This window comes from Pseudomonas sp. THAF187a, assembly GCF_009363395.1.
Taxonomy (GTDB): domain Bacteria; phylum Pseudomonadota; class Gammaproteobacteria; order Pseudomonadales; family Pseudomonadaceae; genus Aquipseudomonas; species Aquipseudomonas khazarica.
On sequence record NZ_CP045349.1, the window covers coordinates 2,032,079 to 2,051,539 of the forward strand.

The following is a 19,461-nucleotide window of genomic DNA, read 5'->3' on the forward strand; positions in this document are numbered from 1 at the left end:
GGCCGGGAGAGAGCAGGCATGGTCTATGTACAGCGTGACGCCGCCGGGCGTTTGCTGCGAGTCGAATACGAACCCTTCGAGGGCATGACGGAAAACCTGGCAGTCGAAAGCGAAGAACTGCACAACTGGCTGGCCGCCAAGGAGGAGGTCAAGGCCCGCCTGGATAGCCTGAAACAATCCGACCTGGAGCTGGTGCGGGTACTCGAGGACGTCGTCAGCGTGCTGGTGGAGCGCGGTGTCATTCGCTACACGGACCTGCCTGAAGCGGCGCGCCAGAAGCTCGACCAGCGTGCCATCGCCCGTGCCGAGATCGAAGGTCTCAGCGGCCTGCTCGGCGACGACGAGCACCATCTGGTCTGATTCCCGGCACTGCAGCGCCTGCCCCGCAGCACACGAGGGCCATGCCGCTGCCGCCGGTCTCTAGCGATCGCTCCAGGGTGTGGGCGCACCGATCAGTCGGCCCATGGCCCCGTGGATGCCAAGTTCCGCCAGCACCGCGAGCTCTCCCTGTGTTTCCACCATCTCGGCGATCAATGGCAGGTCGATGCTGTTGGTCGCGCGATAGATGGCTTCGATGAACAGCCGCTTGTCGCTTTCCTGATCGATGGCCCGGATGTAGGTGCCGTCGATCTTCAGGTAGGCCAGGCCCAGGTGCGTCAGGTTGCCGATCAGGCTGAAACGACCACCGAAGTGCTGCAGCCCCAGGTTGAAACCAAGCCCCCGAATGCTCTGGCTCAGGGCCTCCAGCTCGGCAGGCGGTGGCAGATAGTGTTCGTCGATCTCCAGCGTCATCAGGTGCGCCAGCTCGGCATGACGGGCGAGGACTTCCAGCAGGCGGGCCTTGTCCGTGGCGTTGCGCAGCGTGGCCGCAGACAGGCTCAGGGCCAGCGGTCTGGGATGTCGCGCCAGGTGCTGCAGGCTGTGTTCGAGCATCGCCAGGTCGAAGCGCGTGGACCAGCCCAGGCGCTCGATCCAGGGCAGGAAGCGGCCGGCAGTGACCGCCTCGCCCTGCGCGTCGAGCAGGCGCGCCAGTACCTTGTACTGCATCACCGTGCCGCCGTGGCATTCGGCTACCGGCTGGAAATACAGCTGCAGCTTGCCCTGGTTCAGCGCGTCGTCGATCCAGCCGCGCCAGTCGTGCAGGCCCTGGTTGCTCTGCGCCGTGAAGTCGTCCAGGCGTGCCCAGCATCTGTCCGTGTGGCTCTGCGCCTGGGCCAGGGCCTGATCGGCGCGGCCGAGGACCGCAGTGGCCTGCTCGCCGGGGCGAAAGGCGGCGATGCCCAGGTGCGCGACCGGCTCGCAGTCGCTGGCACCGGTCTGCTTCAGGCTGTGCAGCGCGTCGCTGATCTCGTTCGCCAGGTGGTCCGCATCGTCGCCGCTCAGGCCCGGGGCGAGCAGGGTGAACTCGCCGCCACGGTTGCGCGATGCCAGCCACTTGCTGCGCCCCGGGGCGCTCAGCAGGTTGCGCAGTTGTTCGCCCAGTGCCTCGATCAGGGCGTCGGTGCGTTGTCCGCCCAGGCGCTGGTTGAGGCCGGCGAGGTCGTTAACGCGCAGCAGCAGCAGGTAACCCTCGGCGTTCTGTTCGCTCTGCACCAGCTGATTGTTCAGGCGGATATCGAACTGGCGGCGGTTGGCCAGCCCGGTGAGGCTGTCCTGGTAGGCCTCGGCCCGCAGCTTCTCGCTGCGCGCGGCTTCCTCGGCGAACAGCGTCTTCAGCTTGTCGACCATCTGGTTCATCGCCAGTACCACGCGCTTGAGCTCCGGCGTGCGTGGTACCCGTGGCAGGGTGAGGAACTCCCGACGGGTGATGGCCTGTGCCTGACGCACCATGTTGTCCAGCGGACGCAGCTGCGTGCGCAGCAGCCAGCCGCCGAGGATGGCACTGACCAGGCCGCAGAGCAGCAGCCAGAGCAGGCTGCCGATGGCACTGTCCCAGAGCCTGGCCAGGGCGAACTGCGGATGACTGAGCACCTCGACCCGCGCGGCCTGCTCCCAGCCGCGCATGATCAGCGCATCGCCGCCCTCGGGTTGCAGGTTCACCAGGTCGATGAACCAGCCCGGAACGTTCTCCGGCCGGGCGTCGTTGCTGCGTTCGACCACCACCTTGCCGTCGGCGATGTCGACCACGCGGATGCTGGCGAAATAACCGCTGTCGAAGATCGAACTGACCATCAGCTCGAGCATCGCCGGGTCGTCGACATGCGGTGCCATCGACAGCCCCAGGGCGGTGGCGGCGTCCTGGGCGTGCGAGCGCAGCTGGCTGAGCAGTTGCTCGCGCGAGGTCTCGACGCTGGCCACGAAGCTGCCGGTGAAGGCCACCACGAGAAACAGGCAGATGGCCAGGAACAGTTGCTTGAGTAGAGACATGTCTTTCCTCCTAGCCTTCGCCCACGGCGAAGCCCTCGGCACGCATTTTTTTCAGGACGTCCTGCCAGCGCGAGAGCTTCTTCGAGTCGCTCTTGCGGGCGTTCGAACCCGGCAGGTAGAGCCCTTCGGCGTTGAAGGCGTACACCGGGAGCAGGTCCTTGCGCTGAGACGCGGGACGGATGTCGTTGATCAGGTTGTCGAGCACCAGCGGCTCGGCCGTCGGGCTGGCGTAGTAGGTCAGCACCATGTGCGCCTGGTTGTAGTTCAGGGCCTTGACGTAGGTGATGCGCAGCTTCTCGCTGGGAATGCCGAGTCGGCGCAGGGTGAAGTACTTGGCCAGGGAGTAGTCCTCGCAGTCACCGGCACCCTTGACCAGCGCCTCGACCGGCGTGGCCCAGTAGTCGTTCTCGCGCCACAGCTTGATGTCGTCGACGAAGCGGAACTTGCGGTTGAAGAAGCGATTGACCTCGTTGAGCTTGTCGGCCTCGGTCAGCGCCGCGCTGCTCTTGATCAACGCCTCCCAGTCGAGGATGCGTTCGCGCGCCGGGCCGAGGCTACCGTAGCGACTCTCGGCATTCTTGAGAATCAGCGCGAAATCCCAGTCCGCCAGCGACAGGCCGGCCAGCAACCCGCCGCCGATCGAGAGGATCAGCAGCCGCCACCGCCATCCCTGAACGCGTAGCCGTCGCATGGGGTCGGGTCTCTGGGTCTGATCGAGGAAGTCTAGGCGATGGGCTGGCAATCTGCCGGCCGCCAGACGCCGTCAGCGGGTGCGCAGGGTTTTCTGCTTGAGGATGTACAGGCTGACCAGCACGGCGCTGGTCAGCATGAAGGCACGCGCCCAGGGCAGCGGCACCAGGTAGCAGGAGAGGGCGATGCTCGCCCACATCAGCAGCAGGGCATAGACCTTGCCCTTGAGCGGAATGCCCTGGCCTTCGAGGTAGTCGCGAATCCAGGGGCCGAGGTGCCGATGAGTGACCAGCCAGATGTAGAAGCGCCGTGAGCTGCGCACGAAGCAGGCCGCGGCCAGGAGCAGGAACGGGGTGGTGGGCAGTACCGGCAGGAAGATGCCGATGACGCCCAGGGCCACGCTCAGCCAGCCGATGCCCAGCAACAGGTAACGGACGCTGCGGTGGCGACTGGGCTGGATATCACGTGGCATGGGCGGAAACAGCCGGGTTGACCCCGGCCGTGGCCAATCAGTGGCGGGGCTTGAGCAGCGCCGGCTTTTCTTCCGGTGCCTGGCACAGCAGGAACAGGGCGGTGAGCAATTCCGGGATCTGGTCGATCATGCTGTCGACCAGGTCGCGGTCACGGGCGATCTCGGAGAATTCCTGCTGCTCGTCGAACAGGCCGGAGCCGACCATGATCGGCAGCAGCAGCTCGCTGACTTCGTCTTCGGCGTCCTCGAACCATACGGCTTCGCGCAGGAACACACCTTCCATGAAACCGATGCACCAGCCGCGCAGGTCGGAGTCGTCCGGCTCGTCGCCCAGGTCCAGGTCGCAGGGCAGCTCGGGTTCTTCCTCGCCAGCCAGCTGACGGGCGATATGCGCCTTGAGGTGAACCAGGGTGCTTTCGATCTCTTCGCGCTCGGCGTCGCTGCGGTAATGCGGCGGCTCGGCGAACAGGGCGTCGATCCACTCGCGCTCGGGCACCTGGTCCGGGCAGATCGACAGGGCGGTGAGGTAGCCATGGGCGGCCACATAGTCCAGCGCTTCTTCGTGCAGCTCGTCGGCATCGAGGAAGGCTTGCAGGCGGGACAGTTGCTCAGCGAAGGACATCGTGGGGCTACCTTGAAGGATTAAACGAGGCTGGATTCTAGTCTACACGGGGCCTTGCGGCCATAGCGGCAAGTCCGAGGGGGTAGAAAAAGAACGGCTTCGGACGGGGTGAGGAACCGTCACCGGCAAGAGTGCGGCATAATAGCCGGCTTCATTCGGAGGCCTTCATGCTCGACCACGCCCAGCGCATTCTCAAAGACGTTTTCGGCTACGACGCCTTTCGCGGCAATCAATCCGCGATCATCGAGCGCGTGGCCGGTGGCGGCGATGCCCTGGTGCTGATGCCCACGGGCGGCGGCAAGTCGCTGTGCTATCAGGTTCCCGCGCTGATGCGCGACGGCCTGGCCGTGGTGGTGTCGCCGTTGATCGCGTTGATGGACGACCAGGTCGCGACGCTGGATGAGCTGGGTGTGGCGGCCGTGGCGCTGAACTCCACGCTGAGCCCCGATGAGCAGCGCGAAATCGCCGATCGCATCCGCCGTGGCCAGATCAAGATGCTCTACCTGGCTCCGGAACGCCTGGTGCAGGCGCGGATGCTGAATTTCCTGCAGGGCCTCGACATCGCCCTGTTCGCCATCGACGAGGCGCACTGCGTGTCGCAGTGGGGGCATGATTTCCGGCCGGAGTACCTGCAGCTCGGCCAGCTCGCCGAACTGTTCCCGGCGGTGCCGCGCATCGCCCTGACCGCCACGGCGGACAAGCGTACCCGCGAGGAGATCGTCCAGCGCCTGCACCTGGAGCATGCCGAGCGCTTTCTCTCCAGCTTCGACCGGCCCAACATCTTCTATCGCATCCAGCCCAAGGATCAGCCACGCAAGCAGTTGCTGGGCTTTCTGGCGGCGCGCAAGGGCGATGCCGGCATCGTCTACTGCCTGTCGCGCAAGAAGGTCGAGGAGGTCGCCGATTTCCTCAGCAGCCAGGGCTTCCCGGCGCTGCCTTATCACGCGGGCTTGCCCAACGAGCTGCGGGCCTACCACCAGAAGCGCTTCCTCAATGAAGAAGGCCTGATCATGGTGGCCACCATTGCCTTCGGCATGGGCATCGACAAACCCAACGTGCGTTTCGTCTGCCACCTGGATCTGCCCAAGTCGCTGGAAGCCTATTACCAGGAAACCGGTCGTGCCGGGCGTGACGGCCTGCCTGCCGATGCCTGGATGGCCTACGGCCTGCAGGATGTGATCTTCCTCAAGCAGATGCTCAACAACTCCGAGGGCGACGAGCGCCACAAACGCATCGAGCAGCACAAGCTCGACGCCATGCTGGCCCTCTGCGAGGAGACCCGCTGCCGGCGCCAGGCGCTGCTGGCCTATTTCGACGAGGTGCTGGAGCAGCCCTGCGGGCATTGCGACAACTGCATCGACGGCGTCGAAACCTGGGACGCCACCGAGCCGGCGCGGCAGGCGCTGTCGGCCATCTATCGCAGCGGCCAGCGCTACGGCGTCGGCCACTTGGTGGACATCCTGCTGGGGCGTGACAACGAGAAGATCCGCGCCTCCGGTCATCAGCACCTGGCGGTGTTCGGCGTGGGCAAGGGCTTCTCCGAGGTCGAGTGGCGCACCCTGTTCCGCCAGCTGGTCGCGCGTGGCCTGGCCGATGTCGACCTCGAGGGCTTCGGTGGCCTGCGCCTGGACGAGAGCTGCCGGCCGCTGCTGCGAGGCGAGGTTACCCTGCAACTGCGTCGCGAACCCAAGCCGGCGCAGGCGGTCAAGGCCTCCAGCAGTGCGGCCAGCCAGCTGGTGCAGGGGCATGAGCGGGAGATGTGGGAAGCCTTGCGCAGCCTGCGCCGCAAGCTGGCCGAGGAGCACAGCGTGCCGCCCTATGTGATCTTCCCCGACGCCACCCTGCTGGAGATGCTGCGCAGTCAGCCGGGTTCGCTGAGCGAGATGGCCGAGGTCAGCGGCGTGGGCGCGCGCAAGCTGGAGCGTTATGGTCAGGCCTTCCTCGAAGTGCTGGCTGGCAACGCCCAGGACGAGGCACCGGCGCCGGTCGCGGACCTGCGTCACGAGCTGGTCAGCCTGGCACGCGCCGGCATGACCCCGGCGCAGATCGCCGGCCAGCTCAATTGCAGCGAGAAGAATGTCTACAGCCTGCTCGCCGAAGCCATCGCGCAGCAGCAACTGAGTCTGGAGCAGGCGCTGGACCTGCCGGAAGAGCTGCTGGGCGAGATCCAGGAGAGTTTCCTCGACGGTGAGGGCGAGTTGCCGGCGGTCAGTGAGATCGCGCCGCTGTTCGCCGGGCGGGTCGACGAGGCGGTGCTGTACTGCGTGCGCGCGGCCCTGCAGGCCGAGTTCGAACTCTAGCGGTTGGCTGTTTCTGGCGGCATCACGATGACGCGGCTAAGGTGTGGGGCAGGCCGCCTGACGACGAGGTAGCAGTGCCCAACTTTCACGCCTGGCTCGATGAAGTCCGCCCGAGCCCCTACGCAGACCAGCTGAGCCTGGGGTTTCGTGGTCTGCGCTTCTCGCGCGCGCTGGAGCGTGAATACCGCGCCCACCTGCTCGACGACAGCTTCGAACTCAAGCGTTTCGCACTGAGTGTCGCCATGGTCATCTGGCTGGCACTGGCGGTGCTGGACCTGCTGGTGGTGCCTGCGTCGCACCTCGCCTGGGTGCTCGGCGTGAGGTTCGTGGTGCTGGTCATCCTGCTGGTCTGTGCCGCACTGATCCTGCAGCGTCGCCATACCCATCTGCTGCTGCCGTTGAGCATGGCGTGTATCCTCACCCTGGGCGTGGGGGCCGCGCTGATCGTCGGCATCGTCCATCAGGTCGATCCCGGCTATCCCTACGAAGGGCTGCTGCTGGTGAGCATGGCTGCCTATTTCCTGGTGGGACTGCGCCTGAGCGAGGCGCTCGCCTGTTCGCTGGTCGTGCTGACGGCTTACGTGGTGGCGGAACTGCTCGCCGGCTTGCCGGCGGCGAGGCTGATCAACAATGTGCTGTTCCTTGCGTTCGGCAATCTCACCGGCGCCGTCGGTTGCTACCTGCTCGAATACAAATCGCGCGAGCACTTTCTGGTCAGTCGACTGATGCGTCTGCTCGCCTATCACGACAGCCTGACCGGCCTGCACAACCGGCGCAGCTTCAACCGCCAGTTCGAGCGCCTGTGGCGCCAGGCGCAACGTGACGGCAAGCCGCTGGCTCTGCTGCTGTGCGATATCGACCACTTCAAGGCCTACAACGACTGCTACGGCCACCAGGCCGGCGATGCGGCCCTGCAGCGCGTGGGCATGCTCATCGAGCAGGCGGCACGGCGCCCGCTGGACATGGGCGTGCGCCTGGGTGGCGAGGAGTTCGCCTTGCTGCTGTTCGACATCGCTGCCGACGAGGCCCGGCAGCGTGCCGAGGCCCTGCGCCAGTCGCTGGAAGCGGCGGCCATCGTCCATCGCGGCTCCGACAGCGCCGAGGTGCTGACCATGTCCATCGGCGTCGCGTGCCTGACTCCGGGCGTCCAGGCCGAACTGGGGCAACTCTACGAGCAGGCGGACCGTGCGCTCTACGAGGCCAAGGCGTTCGGGCGCAATCAGGTCGCGGCCTGAGTCAGAGGGCGTCGCCGTCGTATTCTGCAACGGACCGGCGAAATCCGCGCTTGCTCTGCGCGTCGGGTTATGGCTAGCTGGCTAATAATTAGTTTTTTACCTTTGTATGAGTTCGCTTGCCCATGTCTTACCCCGATCAACATCGCTTTGCCATGCAAGTCGCCCAACTGTCACGCGCGTGGCGCTCGGAACTGGACCGCCGCCTGGTCGGCCTGGGACTGTCCCAGGCCCGCTGGCTGGTGCTGCTGCACCTGGCCCGCTTCACTGAGATGCCCACCCAGCGCGAGCTCGCGCAGAGCGTGGGCGTGGAGGGGCCAACCCTGGCGCGCCTGCTCGACAGCCTGGAAAGTCAGGAACTGGTGACCCGCGTGGCGGTACCCGAGGACCGCCGCGCCAAGAAGATCGCGCTGCAACCCAAGGCGCAGCCGCTGATCGAGAAGATCGAAGCGATTTCCACCCAACTGCGCCATGAGGTCTTCGCCGGTATCGACGAAGACGACCTGCGGCGCTGCCAGCAGGTCCACGCGCGGGTGCTGGCCAACCTGGTGAAATGAGACCTGGTTGGCATTTTCATGCCCGCTCGGTCAAGCGCTTTTTGTGCCTTACTTTTGACTGAAGTTGGTTGATGGCACTGTGCTTTCGTCGGCAAACTGACGCCTAATCCGCTACTTTGTGAATTAGTAGCCATAATGCAATTCAGGACGGTCTGGACAGGGACTCTGTTGATCGTCCTTTGCGTTTTTCGAGGGCGCCAGCCTCCCGGCCAAGGGAAGCCCGGACAGGAAGTCGAGGAGGCGGCGTTCGAGCCTGGATAACCCTGGAGGTCACATGGCTCGGGTGCGTCAGTTGATGTTGGGTTTGGCGTCGGGTTCCGCTCTCTATTCGGGAATGGCACCGGCGCTTGGGTTGGGTGATATTACGCTGCATTCGGCGTTGAATCAGCCGTTGGAGGCCGAGATCGAGTTGCTCGAGGTCGGCGACCTGGGTGCGCAGGACGTACGCGTCGGCCTGGCGCCTGCCGAGGTATTCAGTCGCTCGGGTGTCGAGCGCCTGTACTTTCTCAACGACCTGCGCTTCACACCGCTGTTGCGCGGCTCGCGCAGCGTGATCCGGGTGGTGTCCAGTCGCCCGGTCCGTGAACCCTATCTGAACTTCATCGTCGAGGTGGCACGGCCCAACGGCCAGTTGCTGCGTGAATACACCGTACTGCTCGATCCGCCGGGCTCCTCCGCCTATTCCTCGGTGGCAGCCTCCACTGCGGCGCCCGTTGCCCAGGCGCCTCGCCAGGCCGTACCGGCATCGTCGATACGTAGCGTGACGCCGCCGGCTGCCGTGGCGGGGCATCGTCATCAGGTGGTGCGCGGCGACAGCCTGTGGTCGATCGCGGCGCGTCTGCGCGAGGAGGGCAGCGGGCTGTCTCAGCAGGCGCTGATGGAAGGCATTCTTGCCCTCAATCCGGGGGCGTTCATCGGCGGCGACCCAGGCCTGCTGCAGGCCGGTGCCGACTTGCTGCTGCCCGATGCCGCGCGCGCCGCTGCGGCCAGCGCGCCGACCGCGCCCGTGGCGGAGCAAGCAGCGGAGCCCGTTGCCGAGAGCAGCCTCAGTGCCGAGGGGCCGGTGAGTGCGCCGCTGACCGCGCTGGAGCCGACGCCGGAGCAGACGGACAGCCTGCAACTGCTGGCCGAGAAACAGCGCCAGGTCGATCTGGAACTGGCCAGCCAGGCTGCCGAGAACCTGCAACTGCAGCAGGGCCTGGCCGAGTTGCAGCTGCAGGTTCAGCAACTGCAGGACCAGCTGGCGGCGAAAGACGCACAACTGGCCGAGCTCGCCGCCGAGCGCACGCCGCAAGCGCCTGTCGTGCAACCCGCAGCCGAGGTGCCGGCCGAGCCGCAGGCACCGGCCACGGAAACAGGTGGCTGGTTCTCCACGCTGCTCGCCGGTGGCGCAGGTCTGTTGCTGCTGCTCGGTGCGCTGTTCTGGGCCGCCCGGCGTCGCGAGAAGGCCTCGCCGGTGGTGCAGGTTGCCGCCAAGGCGCAGCCTGTGACTCGCCCCAGGGTCGTCGAGGCCGCGCCTGTCGCCGCCGTGGCGCCGGCCGCCAAGGTGACTCCGGCCCCGGTCGTGCAGCGCCCGCAGGCACCGACCGATCCGCTGGAGGCGGCTAACGTCTACATCGCCTATGGCCGCCTCAGCGAGGCGCGCGGCGAGTTGAACAAGGCGCTGCTGCAGGAGCCGCAACGCAGTGACCTGCGCTTCCGCCTGCTGGAAGTCCTGGCGCAGCAGGGCGATGGCCAGGCCTTCGCCCGCGAAGAAGCGGTTCTGCGCGCCGAGGGGTTCGACGAGGCGCGTCTCGACGCCCTGCAAGCCAGGCATCCCAACCTGCGGACGGCGCAACCCGAGCCGAGCGAGCCTGTCGTTCAGGCAGTGGCGCCAGCACCGGACGAGCCGGTCACCGAGCCCGACTTTCAGCTCAATCTCGATGATCTGTCCCTGGATGCCGACTGGGACCTGGTCAGCCCGTTCTCGACCACCGTCCAGGCCAAGCCCAAGGCGGCCGCCGAGCCTGAGCTCGACGCGTCGTTCTCCAGCAACCTGCAGGAGCTGCCGGAGGTCTTCGAGCTGCCGCACGAGGATGAGCAACTGAGCGCGTTTGGCGAGATGGAGATGGTCCTGCTCGACGACGAGGAGCAGCTGGACGACAACTTCCTCGATGCGTTCGCCGGCGATGCCGATGCCACCGCCGCGCTGCAGGGGGATTTCGACCACCTGGCCGGCAACCCCGCGCACATGGCCAAGCTCAATCAGGCCCTGGCGTACATCAAGCAGGGCGATGTCGCCACCGCGTGTGACATCCTCAACGAGGTGATCGATCAGGGCGATGACGAGCAGAAGCGGGCCGCTCGCCAGTTGCTGGCGGAAATCGCCTGAGCCCATTCACCGTGCTAGCCGACCAGGCCGCGCTCATGCGCGGCCTGGTCGTTACTGGCCTCAGAAACTCTTGCCGAGGTTGAGGTACAGCGCTTTCTCGCGCTCGTCGTTGAAGCCGTAGCTGAAGTTCAGCGGCCCCAGGGGCGTGTCCAGGCCGAGGAAGACACTGGCGGCGTTGATGTAGCCGCTGTCGAAGGCATTGTCGTTGTTCCAGGCGCGGCCCCGTTCCAGCGAGAAACCCAGGTAGAGCGGCAGGTCCAGTGGCAGCAGCGAGCTCTGCGTCAGGCGGCGGTAGTAGATCATGCGCGCCAGGGCCATGTTCTGCCCGCTCAGGGAGTCCTGGCGAAAACCGGAGAGTTCCTGGGCACCACCGAGGATGAAGCCGGATGTCACCACCTCGGCTTCGTCCAGCGTGCGTCCGTAGCGACCACCCAGGAGCCAGGTGTTGGGGCCGTGGGTCAGCGCCTTGTTCAGCTCCAGCTGCCACTGCCTGTACTCGTCGTCCGAGCCCAGGCCCTTGTCGTACTGGCGCAACAGCAGGCCGATGTCTTCGCCCTTGATCGGGAAGTCGAGGTTGTCCAGGGTGTCGAAGGAGTACTTCAGTTCGTAGTAGCCCTCGCTGAAGCTGAAACTGGGCAGGTCACGCTCGCCCACGCGCACGTCGGCCTCGCCCCAGGCCTGGCCGATGCCGAAGCGGATCTCGCCGTTGTTGGCGATCTGTCGGCCGAGATTGAGGCCGTAGCCATAGCGCTCCAGGCGGTATTCGGCGATGGGGTCGTTATCCAGTATCGCCTCGACGTTCTGCGCCTCGCCGAACAGGTAGGGGGCGACGAAGTAGCGTGAGCCGGCGTCGAGCGGCTGGTAGAACTCGCTGTACAGCTCCTGGCGGTCACCCAGCTGCAGGCGGGTGAGCCATTCGGCGCCGAGGGTGTTGATGCCGTTGACGCGGTAGCTGGCACCGATGTTGAAGGCGCTGTCGCCGCGCATGTCATCGGACAGGTTCAGCCCCAGGCGCAGGTAGTCGGTGCCGGTGCGCCTGCCGCGGGCATCGATCACCAGGGCGCTGCCGCGCTGGTCCAGCGCCTCCACGCGGTACTGCACGCGCTCGAAGTAGTCCAGGCCGTACAGCGTCCCCATGTCCTTCTGCAGACGCTCCACGTCGAGGGGTTCGCCCAGGGGCTGGCGGATGTGGCTACGGATGACCTCGTCGCCGACCTTGGAATCGTTCTCCACGTGGATTTCACGGATCACCGGGTTGCGCTGCTCGCGCGAGCGCGCCATGGCCAGTGCCGGGCTGCCGGCGTTGCTGGTGCGCAGGCGGGCGAGGCTTTCGGCCTTGATCTGCGTGGCGCGATAGCCGGCGAGGATCATCTGCTCGCCGCGATTGAAATCGGCGACCCCGAAGCCGGCCAGCGCCGGCTGGATCAGCACGTCGTCATCGACCAGGGTGGCCAGCTGTTCTTCGGAGTTCCTGCGCATCATCAGGTTGATCGACTGGTTCATCACATCGACCACGGTATGCAGTTCGTCGGCCGGCTTCAGCGGCATGCCGAGGTCGACCACGATGACATGGTCCACCCCCATCTGCCGTGCCACGTCGATCGGTACGTTGTTGAGCATGCCGCCATCGACCAGCAGGCGGCCGTCGACTTCCGTCGGCGCGAACACGGCAGGAATCGACATACTGGCGCGCATGACCTGCGGCAGGTGGCCGCTGCGCATAACCACCTGCTCACCGCTGACCACGTCGGTGGCCACGGCCCGGTAGGGAATCGGCAGTTTGTCGAAGTCGCGGGTGGCGCTGCGGTGCACCAGCAGGCTTTCCAGCAGCAGTGCCAGGTTCTGCCCCTGGATCACGCCCAGCGGCAGGCCGAGGCTGCCGTCGTCGCGGAAACTGAGCTTCTGCTTGATCAGGAAGTCGCGGTCATCCTGCTTGCGGCGAAAGGGGATGTCCTCGCGTGGCGGTGAATCGGACAGCGCCTGCTGCCAATCCAGCTCCAGGGCCAGACGCTCCAGTTCTTCCACCGAATAGCCGGCGGCGTACAGCCCGCCGACGATGGCGCCCATGCTGGTGCCGGCGATGGCGTCGATGCGGATGCCTTGCTCCTCGAGCGCCTTGAGCACGCCGATGTGCGCCAGGCCTCGAGCCGCGCCACCGGAGAGCACCAGGCCGACGCGTTCGGCAGCGTGGCTGGGCAGGCCGTGAAGGGCGAGGAGACAGAACAGCGAGCAGAGCAGGCGGCGCATGACAGATACCGGGCGAGACGTATTCGAGGGCCGCTATTATAGGCACCGTCCGTCCAGTCCCAGAGCCTCTCCATGTCCGATAACAAGCCAGAAGTCATCATCACTTACTGCACCCAGTGCCAATGGCTGCTGCGCGCCGCCTGGCTGGCCCAGGAACTGCTCAGCACCTTCTCCGACGAGCTGGGACGAGTCAGCCTGGAGCCGGGCACGGGAGGGGTGTTCCGCATCCTGTGCGATGGCCAGCAGGTCTGGGAGCGCAAGGCCGACGGCGGTTTTCCCGAAGCCAAGGAGCTCAAGCGGCGGGTGCGCGACCTGATCGATCCGGCGCGTGACCTGGGGCACAACGACCGTCCCTGAGAACCGTGTATCAGGAGTTTTACCCCCTCTTTACACAGGGCTTACCCCGCTGCCACGGCGGCGCGCGAATAATTTGCCTCGGGCCGATCAGGCCGTCACGTGAAGAGGTGAAACATGTCGCTGCAACGTTCAATGATCCTGGCCTTGATGACCCTGGTGCTGTCTACCCAGGCCCTGGCCGGTCCGCCTGGGCCTGGAGGTTCGGGTGGCCCTGGTGGGCCGGGCTGGGGCAATGCGGGTCCCGGTCCGGCTGGTGGACATCGCCACGGCCTGCCGGACGGCGCCCGTGAACTGTGGATCGGCAGCGCGCTGTATTTCGTCGCCGCTGGCACCTATTACCTGTGGAACGCCAATGCCCAGCGCTACGTCGTGGTCACGCCGCCACCTGCGGTGCAGGGCAACAGCGTCGCCAGCTATGAAGTGATCGCCTACCCGGCCAACGGCCAGAGCACCGAGCTGCAGGGGCGTGATCGCTACGAGTGCCACAGCTGGGCGGTGGGGCAGAGCGGTTTCGACCCCGCCACGGCGACCCGCCCGGTGGGGGCCGACTCCACCGAGCGTTACCGTCGCGCCCTGGGCGCCTGCCTGACGGGGCGTGGCTACAGCGTCAACTGAGCGGCTGACGTCCTTGGCGGGGTCGCTGCGCGCTGCAGCCTGATGCCGGCAGGCTCAGCGCGCCATCCGTGCCGAGACGAAGATGGCACTGATGATCAGCAAGCCACCCGCGAGCATGCGCAGGGTGGGCTGTTCGCTGAACAGCCACCAGGCGAAGAGAATCCCGTAGACCGGCTCCAGGGCGAAGATCACCGCCGTGGTGCGTGCCTTGAGCACACGCAGGCTGGCGACGAACAGGCTGTGCGCCAGGCCCGTGCAGAATATCCCCAGCATCGCCAGCCAGAGCCAGTCCAGCGGGCGCAGGCTAGGCACCAGCGGGGCCGCGAGGGGCATGAGCACGACGAGCACGGTGACGTTCTGGTACAGGGCCGCCTGTATCGGGTCGAGGCCATGCGTGCTGGCCCGATTGAGCAGCGATAGCAGGGCGAACAGCAGGCCCGACAGGACGGCCCAGAGCAAGCCCACGGTGGCATCGCTGCCCAGGCTGAACTCGGGTGTCACCAGGATCAGCCCCAGGCACACCAGGGCGACCATGAGGAATTCGACGGGGCGTGTGCGCTCGCGGAACAGGGTGCCTTCGAGCAGTACGGTGAACGCCGGGAAGCTGGCGAAGCCCAGGGTGGCAATGGCCACGCCGGAGATTTTCACCGCCTCGAAGAAGGCCAGCCAGTGGCTGCCGAGCAGCAGGCCGCCGAGCACCAGCCGGGCCAGTTGGGGCCAGCTGGGGCGAGAGGAGTTGGTGCGGCACCAGAGCAGGGTTGCGAGGCCGAGGGCAAGCACGGCGAAGAAAGCGCGACCGCCGGCAATCATGTCCGGTGTGGTCGCTGCCAGTTTGCCGAAGATGCCCGACAGGCCGAACAGCAGGGCGCCCAGGTGAATCGCCAGCAGGGCGTTACGTTCCTTCATGCCAGACGCGCACCGTTGTCGAGCGGCTTGTCGAAGCCGGCGAGTACCACGCGGTTTTCGCTGTCGTAGACGCCCGTGACCAGCACTTCGGAGCGCACGCCGGCGATACGCTTGGCGGCGAAGTTGCAGACGCACAGCACCTGACGGCCGATCAGGCCGTCGCAGTCATAGTGCGCGGTGATCTGCGCGCTGGAGGTTCTGATGCCCAGCTCGCCAAGATCCACTTCCAGCACGTAGGCGGGTTTCAGCGCTTTTTCGTTGGGGCGGGCGCTGCGAATGGTGCCGACGCGCAGCTCCACTTTTTCGAAATCCTGCCATTCGATGGTTTGCATGGGGTACTCCTCGGTGATGCCGCGCAGTCTAGAGGGGCTGGCGATGGCTGTCTGTCGCGGGAGTGACGGCTTTTGTCGCGAGGCTCTCAGCCGTGGTGCAGGGCCTGGCGATCGCGCCGCAGTTGCCGTGGGGTCATGCCCAGGTGGCGGGACAGCGCGGCGGTGAATGCACTTTGCGAGGTGTAGCCGACGCGGGCAGCGATCTCGCCGACGGGCAGTTCGCTGTCGCGCAGCAGCTGTTCGGCCCGTTGCAGGCGCAACTGGCGAATGTGCTCCATGGGCGTGCGCCCGGTATCGGCGAGAAAGCGGGCATGGAAGCGGGCGACCGACAGGCCGGCCAGTCGGGCCAGGTCGGCAACCTGCAAGGGATGGGCGACATGCTGCTCGATGTAGTGGTCAAGCGCCGACAGTGGCAAGCGTGCCGCTTCGCCGGCGGGCTGCTGGCACGCCAGGCTGCCGAGCAGCAGGGCGGCGCCCTGGCCGGCGATCACCGCATCGTTGATCGGGCCGTTGGCCAGCCAGTTGAGCAACTGGCCCTGGGCCGGGTCGAGCTGCAGGGCGCCGGGGCGTTCGAGCAGGCGCTGGATGTTGTCCGCGTGATGGCCGAGCTGCCGTGCGAGCCAGTCGTTGGCTGGCAGGTCCAGCACCAGGCACTGGCTGCCACGCGGGCTGCCGCAGGTGTGGCGGGCCTCGGCCGGTACCACCGCCAGGTGATGACGCAGCACGCGGCTGCCCAGGCCCTCCACCTCGAACTGCAGCTCACCCGTCAGGCCGAACACCAACTGGGCGTGGTCATGGCTGTGGCAGAGCACTTCATGGCTGTAGTGGCGCAGGGACAGGGCAGGGAGCATGGCGGTTCCTCGGTGAACGCAGGAGTGTAACGCCTTGGGGCGACGGCGTGCTGCGTCATCGAACGGTCTTTTGCCCGTCACAATCCTTTCACCGCCACGCCTCAAGCTCGTCTAAACCCAGCCGGAGGCAGCCCATGACCAGCGCCCAGCTCGCCAAGCCCACCCGCAAGCAACGTGTCCGCACCCTGTGGATCTCCGACGTGCATCTCGGCACTCGCGACTGTCAGGCCGAGCACCTGGCGGCCTTCCTCAAGCGCTATCACGCCGACCGCATCTACCTGGTGGGCGACATCATCGACGGCTGGAAGCTGCGCGGCGGTATCTACTGGCCGCAGGCGCACACCAACGTCATTCGCCGCCTGCTGACCATGAGCAAGCGGGGCACCGAGGTGATCTACGTCACCGGTAACCACGACGAGTTCCTGCGCCGTTATTCGAGCCTGCTGCTGGGCAACATCCAGCTGGTGGACGAGGCCGTGCACGTCACCGCCGATGGCCGCCAGCTGCTGGTCATTCATGGCGATCAGTTCGACGTGATCACCCGCTACCACCGCTGGCTGGCGTTTCTCGGCGACTCGGCCTACGAATTCACCCTGACCCTCAACCGCTGGCTGAACCACTGGCGCAGCCGCTGGGGCTACGGCTACTGGTCGCTGTCGGCGTACCTCAAGCACAAGGTCAAGACGGCGGTGAACTTCATCAGCGACTTCGAGGAAGCCATCGCGCACGAGTGCGTCAAACGTGGCCTGCAGGGCGTCGTCTGCGGTCATATCCACCACGCCGAGATCCGCCAGGTGAGTGGTGTCGAGTACATGAACTGCGGTGACTGGGTGGAGTCCTGCACGGCACTGATCGAGCACTGGGACGGGCAGATCGAGCTCTACCGCCTGGCCGAGGCGCAGGCACGCGGAGCCAGCGACGCGCAGGCCGTGGCGCTCGAGACCAGTGCATGAGAATACTGATCGTCTCCGATGCCTGGGCGCCTCAGGTCAATGGTGTGGTCACCAGCCTGGCGGCGCTGATCAGCGAGCTGCGCGGCCTCGGTCATCAGGTCAAGCTGCTGTCGCCCGCCGACTTCCGTTCCGTGCCGTGCCCGACCTACCCGGAGATTCCGCTGGTGTGGAATCTCTGGCGGGTCGGCGCGCTGATTCGCGACTTTCGCCCCGACTGCGTGCACCTGGCGACCGAAGGGCCGCTGGGCTGGGCGGCGCGGCGCTGGCTGGTCAAGCGTGACCTGGCCTTCTCCACGGCGATCCACACGCGCTTCCCCGAGTATGTCAGCACCCGCTGGCCCTGGATCGCGCCGCGCTGGGGCTATGCCCTACTGCGCGCCTTCCATCGCCCGAGCCAGGCGGTGCTGGTGACCACCGAACGCCTGCGCGAAGAGTTCGCCGGGTGGGACCTGCAGCGCCTGCAACTGTGGCGCAAGGGCGTGGATACCGGCCTGTTCAGCCCGAACGGGATGCGCCAGCCGAAGGCGCAGCCGGTGTTTCTCTACGTGGGGCGTATCGCGCCGGAAAAGAACCTGCAGGCGTTTCTCGACCTGGCTCTGCCCGGCGAGAAGCGTGTGGTAGGCGATGGCCCGCAGCGTGAAGCGCTGCAGCTGCGCTACCCGCAGGTGAGCTTTCTCGGCTATCGCCGTGGCCAGGCGCTGGCCGAGGCTTATCAGGACGCCTCGGTGCTGGTCTTCCCTTCGCGCACCGATACCTATGGCCTGGTGATGCTGGAGGCGCTGGCCTGTGGCACGCCGGTTGCCGCGTTCCCCGTCGCAGGGCCGCTGGACGTGTTGCAGCAGGGACTCAGTGGCGTGATGGACGAGGACCTGGGAGCGGCCTGCCTGGCGGCCCTGGAACTGGATCGCGGGCGTTGCGCCGAGCTGGCGGCGGCACAGTCCTGGCGCGCCTCGGCGCTGGAATTCCTGGCGCTGCAGCCGCTGATCGACGGTGAGCCGGTGGTGCTGGACGAGGCCCTGGCGGATACCGCGCTCTAGGCACTGTCCTGGCTACGCCGGGGGCCGGGCAGCGCAGCTGCCCGGAGGGTTCACCTCAGAGAATGACCTTGTCGCGCAGTTTCTCGGCCGCCTGGTTGAGCGCCTGGATCACGCGTTCCTTGTCGAAGTTCTGGATGCCGTTGGTGTCGAGGTACATGGAGAAGCCCGGCAGCTCGTGCTCGACGTAGCTGGAGGTGGCGCCCAGGTCGCGACGGAAATCCACCACCTGGTAGATCTGTACCGGACGGGTGAAGCCCTTGACCGTGATCTGGCCCTTGTCGCGGCACATGATCACGTCCTTGACCAGCGAGTAGGTCTCATGGGAGATGAGGATCTCGCCGGATTCCGCCGCGCTTTCCAGGCGGCTGGCGAGGTTCACGTCGCGGCCGATGATGGTGTAGTCCATGCGCGTGTCGGCGCCGAAGTTGCCCACCGTGCAGTAGCCGGTGTTGAGGCCCATGCGGATTTCCAGCGGCTTGGTGATGCCCTGGGCACGCCACTGCTGGCGCAGCACCTTCATGTGCTTGCGCATGGCGATGGCCATGGAAACCGCCGCTACCGCATCCTTCTTGGCGCCGTTGCTGCTGGGGTCGCCGAAGAACACCATGACGCAGTCGCCGATGAACTTGTCGATGGTGCCGCCGTACTTCAGGCAGATCTTCGACATCTCGTTGAGGTAGGTGTTGAGCAGGTCGGTCAGCGCTTCGGCTTCCAGCTCTTCGGAGAGCTCGGTGAAACCCTTGATGTCGGAGAAGAACACGGTGAGTTTCTTGCGCTGGGTCTCCAGGCGCACGGTCTTCTTGCCGGTGAAGATCGACTCCCACACCTGCGGGGACAGGTACTTGGCCAGGTTGCGGGCCAGGCGTGCGGCCTTTTCCTGTTCGCGCTTGATCTCGCTGCGCACCTGCGCCAGGCGCAATCCCTGCTGGTTGACGAAATAGGCGGTGATGCAGATGTAGAAGGTGGCGAAGAGAATGCTGACCAGGGCCACGGGAGTCGGCGTGCTGGTATTGGGGTGGATCTCCACCAGCGCCGCACACAGCGCCATGCCGCTACCGGCGACCAGCAGCGCCAGCCCCAGATAGCGCAGGCCGCCGATGACCAGGGCGCTGAAGCACAGGGTCAGCATGAACATCAGGCTGGGTACCGTGGAGAACCCCAGCAGCACGCAGGCCGCGCCAGCGTGGATGGCATCGAGGAACAGCAGGGTGAGGTCGGTCTGTTGCGGATAGTCGCGCTTGAAGCGGCGGCTGAGGTTGTGCGCCAGGTGCGGGTAGAGCAGCGCGTAGGGCACCATCCAGAGGACATCGTAGGTGAAATGCCCGACGTAGGTTCCGGCGGCGATGGCCGCGGCCGTGGCGATATAGGCCAGCACGCGCGAATAGTATTCGCGCAACGGCGGCGTCGGCAGCCCGTTGGCACGGCTGAGGGTGACTGACTTCATCTGCTGGAACTGTCCCTGCTGGAATTCTGGCGTCTCTGCTGGACGCCTGGCTGGTCTGCAAGACCTGAGCCAGAGGCTCTACAGGGCAGGGATCATAACCAAGGGTAC

General features: G+C 66.1%; 18 protein-coding genes. 9 read left to right on the plus strand and 9 right to left on the minus strand.

Features of this window, described 5'->3' with window-relative positions; translation table 11 throughout:
* Positions 1-18 precede the first annotated feature (18 nt).
* Positions 19-360 carry a hypothetical protein gene (locus FIV02_RS09405; protein WP_037054237.1) on the plus strand — a complete coding sequence of 114 codons (342 nt, stop codon included), beginning with the start codon at positions 19-21 and terminating at the stop codon, positions 358-360.
* Between the two features lie 60 nt (positions 361-420).
* Here the strand turns inward: FIV02_RS09405 and lapD are convergent, their stop codons facing one another.
* The 4 genes from lapD to FIV02_RS09425 form a co-directional block, all read right to left on the minus strand.
* The gene (gene lapD, locus FIV02_RS09410; RefSeq protein ID WP_152488457.1) at positions 421-2,367 is read right to left on the minus strand and encodes a cyclic di-GMP receptor LapD; all 1,947 of its coding nucleotides are present in this window, start codon (positions 2,365-2,367) and stop codon (positions 421-423) included.
* 10 nt (positions 2,368-2,377) lie between these two features.
* A complete protein-coding gene (lapG, locus tag FIV02_RS09415; RefSeq protein WP_047587481.1) occupies positions 2,378-3,058 on the minus strand; it encodes a cysteine protease LapG in 681 nt (226 codons plus the stop codon).
* Positions 3,059-3,130: 72 nt separating this feature from the next.
* Positions 3,131-3,529 carry a YbaN family protein gene (locus FIV02_RS09420; protein ID WP_037054230.1) on the minus strand — a complete coding sequence of 133 codons (399 nt, stop codon included), beginning with the start codon at positions 3,527-3,529 and terminating at the stop codon, positions 3,131-3,133.
* Between the two features lie 37 nt (positions 3,530-3,566).
* Positions 3,567-4,151, minus strand: coding sequence for a YecA family protein (locus FIV02_RS09425; RefSeq protein ID WP_152488458.1), 585 nt, complete (start codon positions 4,149-4,151; stop codon positions 3,567-3,569).
* Positions 4,152-4,318: 167 nt separating this feature from the next.
* Between FIV02_RS09425 and recQ the strand changes: the two genes are divergently transcribed.
* From recQ to FIV02_RS09445, 4 genes are all read left to right on the plus strand, one after another.
* Positions 4,319-6,451 carry a DNA helicase RecQ gene (gene recQ, locus FIV02_RS09430; RefSeq protein WP_047587487.1) on the plus strand — a complete coding sequence of 711 codons (2,133 nt, stop codon included), beginning with the start codon at positions 4,319-4,321 and terminating at the stop codon, positions 6,449-6,451.
* A gap of 74 nt (positions 6,452-6,525) precedes the next feature.
* Positions 6,526-7,686 carry a diguanylate cyclase gene (locus tag FIV02_RS09435; protein ID WP_152488459.1) on the plus strand — a complete coding sequence of 387 codons (1,161 nt, stop codon included), beginning with the start codon at positions 6,526-6,528 and terminating at the stop codon, positions 7,684-7,686.
* A 122-nt stretch (positions 7,687-7,808) separates the two neighbouring features.
* Positions 7,809-8,240, plus strand: coding sequence for a MarR family transcriptional regulator (locus FIV02_RS09440; protein ID WP_037054223.1), 432 nt, complete (start codon positions 7,809-7,811; stop codon positions 8,238-8,240).
* Between the two features lie 334 nt (positions 8,241-8,574).
* Complete coding sequence (locus tag FIV02_RS09445; RefSeq protein WP_152490102.1) at positions 8,575-10,611, plus strand: FimV/HubP family polar landmark protein; 2,037 nt, start codon at positions 8,575-8,577, stop codon at positions 10,609-10,611.
* Between the two features lie 60 nt (positions 10,612-10,671).
* Here the strand turns inward: FIV02_RS09445 and FIV02_RS09450 are convergent, their stop codons facing one another.
* The gene (locus FIV02_RS09450; RefSeq protein ID WP_152488460.1) at positions 10,672-12,858 is read right to left on the minus strand and encodes a patatin-like phospholipase family protein; all 2,187 of its coding nucleotides are present in this window, start codon (positions 12,856-12,858) and stop codon (positions 10,672-10,674) included.
* A 72-nt stretch (positions 12,859-12,930) separates the two neighbouring features.
* Between FIV02_RS09450 and FIV02_RS09455 the strand changes: the two genes are divergently transcribed.
* Entirely contained in the window at positions 12,931-13,215 is a 285-nt protein-coding gene (locus tag FIV02_RS09455; RefSeq protein ID WP_134678199.1) for a SelT/SelW/SelH family protein, read from the plus strand.
* Positions 13,216-13,329: 114 nt separating this feature from the next.
* Positions 13,330-13,830, plus strand: coding sequence for a hypothetical protein (locus tag FIV02_RS09460; protein WP_152488461.1), 501 nt, complete (start codon positions 13,330-13,332; stop codon positions 13,828-13,830).
* A 54-nt stretch (positions 13,831-13,884) separates the two neighbouring features.
* Here FIV02_RS09460 and FIV02_RS09465 read toward each other — a convergent pair whose 3' ends face one another.
* The 3 genes from FIV02_RS09465 to FIV02_RS09475 form a co-directional block, all read right to left on the minus strand.
* Entirely contained in the window at positions 13,885-14,736 is an 852-nt protein-coding gene (locus tag FIV02_RS09465; protein WP_152488462.1) for a DMT family transporter, read from the minus strand.
* A complete protein-coding gene (locus FIV02_RS09470) occupies positions 14,733-15,068 on the minus strand; it encodes a tRNA-binding protein (protein ID WP_037054214.1) in 336 nt (111 codons plus the stop codon). The genes FIV02_RS09465 and FIV02_RS09470 overlap by 4 nt, the downstream gene beginning before the upstream one ends.
* An 86-nt stretch (positions 15,069-15,154) precedes the next feature.
* Positions 15,155-15,919 (minus strand): AraC family transcriptional regulator, encoded by a 765-nt coding sequence (locus tag FIV02_RS09475; RefSeq protein WP_152488463.1) that lies wholly within the window; start codon positions 15,917-15,919, stop codon positions 15,155-15,157.
* Between the two features lie 134 nt (positions 15,920-16,053).
* Here FIV02_RS09475 and FIV02_RS09480 point away from each other — a divergent pair, with 134 nt between their 5' ends.
* Positions 16,054-16,872 (plus strand): UDP-2,3-diacylglucosamine diphosphatase, encoded by an 819-nt coding sequence (locus FIV02_RS09480; RefSeq protein ID WP_152488464.1) that lies wholly within the window; start codon positions 16,054-16,056, stop codon positions 16,870-16,872.
* Positions 16,869-17,909, plus strand: a complete 1,041-nt coding sequence (locus FIV02_RS09485) for a glycosyltransferase family 1 protein (protein WP_152488465.1) — start codon at positions 16,869-16,871, stop codon at positions 17,907-17,909. Before FIV02_RS09480 ends, FIV02_RS09485 begins: the two co-directional genes overlap by 4 nt.
* A gap of 55 nt (positions 17,910-17,964) precedes the next feature.
* Here FIV02_RS09485 and FIV02_RS09490 read toward each other — a convergent pair whose 3' ends face one another.
* On the minus strand, positions 17,965-19,353 hold the full coding sequence (locus FIV02_RS09490; RefSeq protein WP_047584563.1) for an adenylate/guanylate cyclase domain-containing protein: 1,389 nt from the start codon (positions 19,351-19,353) through the stop codon (positions 17,965-17,967).
* Between the last annotated feature and the right edge of the window lie 108 nt (positions 19,354-19,461).

Coding starts and splice junctions, on each gene's coding strand:
- FIV02_RS09405 (WP_037054237.1), top strand. CDS start 19: ATGGTCTATGTACAGCGTGACGCCGCCGGGCGTTTGCTGCGAGTCGAA.
- lapD (WP_152488457.1), bottom strand. CDS start 2,367: ATGTCTCTACTCAAGCAACTGTTCCTGGCCATCTGCCTGTTTCTCGTG.
- lapG (WP_047587481.1), bottom strand. CDS start 3,058: ATGCGACGGCTACGCGTTCAGGGATGGCGGTGGCGGCTGCTGATCCTC.
- FIV02_RS09420 (WP_037054230.1), bottom strand. CDS start 3,529: ATGCCACGTGATATCCAGCCCAGTCGCCACCGCAGCGTCCGTTACCTG.
- FIV02_RS09425 (WP_152488458.1), bottom strand. CDS start 4,151: ATGTCCTTCGCTGAGCAACTGTCCCGCCTGCAAGCCTTCCTCGATGCC.
- recQ (WP_047587487.1), top strand. CDS start 4,319: ATGCTCGACCACGCCCAGCGCATTCTCAAAGACGTTTTCGGCTACGAC.
- FIV02_RS09440 (WP_037054223.1), top strand. CDS start 7,809: ATGTCTTACCCCGATCAACATCGCTTTGCCATGCAAGTCGCCCAACTG.
- FIV02_RS09445 (WP_152490102.1), top strand. CDS start 8,575: ATGGCACCGGCGCTTGGGTTGGGTGATATTACGCTGCATTCGGCGTTG.
- FIV02_RS09450 (WP_152488460.1), bottom strand. CDS start 12,858: ATGCGCCGCCTGCTCTGCTCGCTGTTCTGTCTCCTCGCCCTTCACGGC.
- FIV02_RS09455 (WP_134678199.1), top strand. CDS start 12,931: ATGTCCGATAACAAGCCAGAAGTCATCATCACTTACTGCACCCAGTGC.
- FIV02_RS09460 (WP_152488461.1), top strand. CDS start 13,330: ATGTCGCTGCAACGTTCAATGATCCTGGCCTTGATGACCCTGGTGCTG.
- FIV02_RS09465 (WP_152488462.1), bottom strand. CDS start 14,736: ATGAAGGAACGTAACGCCCTGCTGGCGATTCACCTGGGCGCCCTGCTG.
- FIV02_RS09470 (WP_037054214.1), bottom strand. CDS start 15,068: ATGCAAACCATCGAATGGCAGGATTTCGAAAAAGTGGAGCTGCGCGTC.
- FIV02_RS09475 (WP_152488463.1), bottom strand. CDS start 15,919: ATGCTCCCTGCCCTGTCCCTGCGCCACTACAGCCATGAAGTGCTCTGC.
- FIV02_RS09480 (WP_152488464.1), top strand. CDS start 16,054: ATGACCAGCGCCCAGCTCGCCAAGCCCACCCGCAAGCAACGTGTCCGC.
- FIV02_RS09485 (WP_152488465.1), top strand. CDS start 16,869: ATGAGAATACTGATCGTCTCCGATGCCTGGGCGCCTCAGGTCAATGGT.
- FIV02_RS09490 (WP_047584563.1), bottom strand. CDS start 19,353: ATGAAGTCAGTCACCCTCAGCCGTGCCAACGGGCTGCCGACGCCGCCG.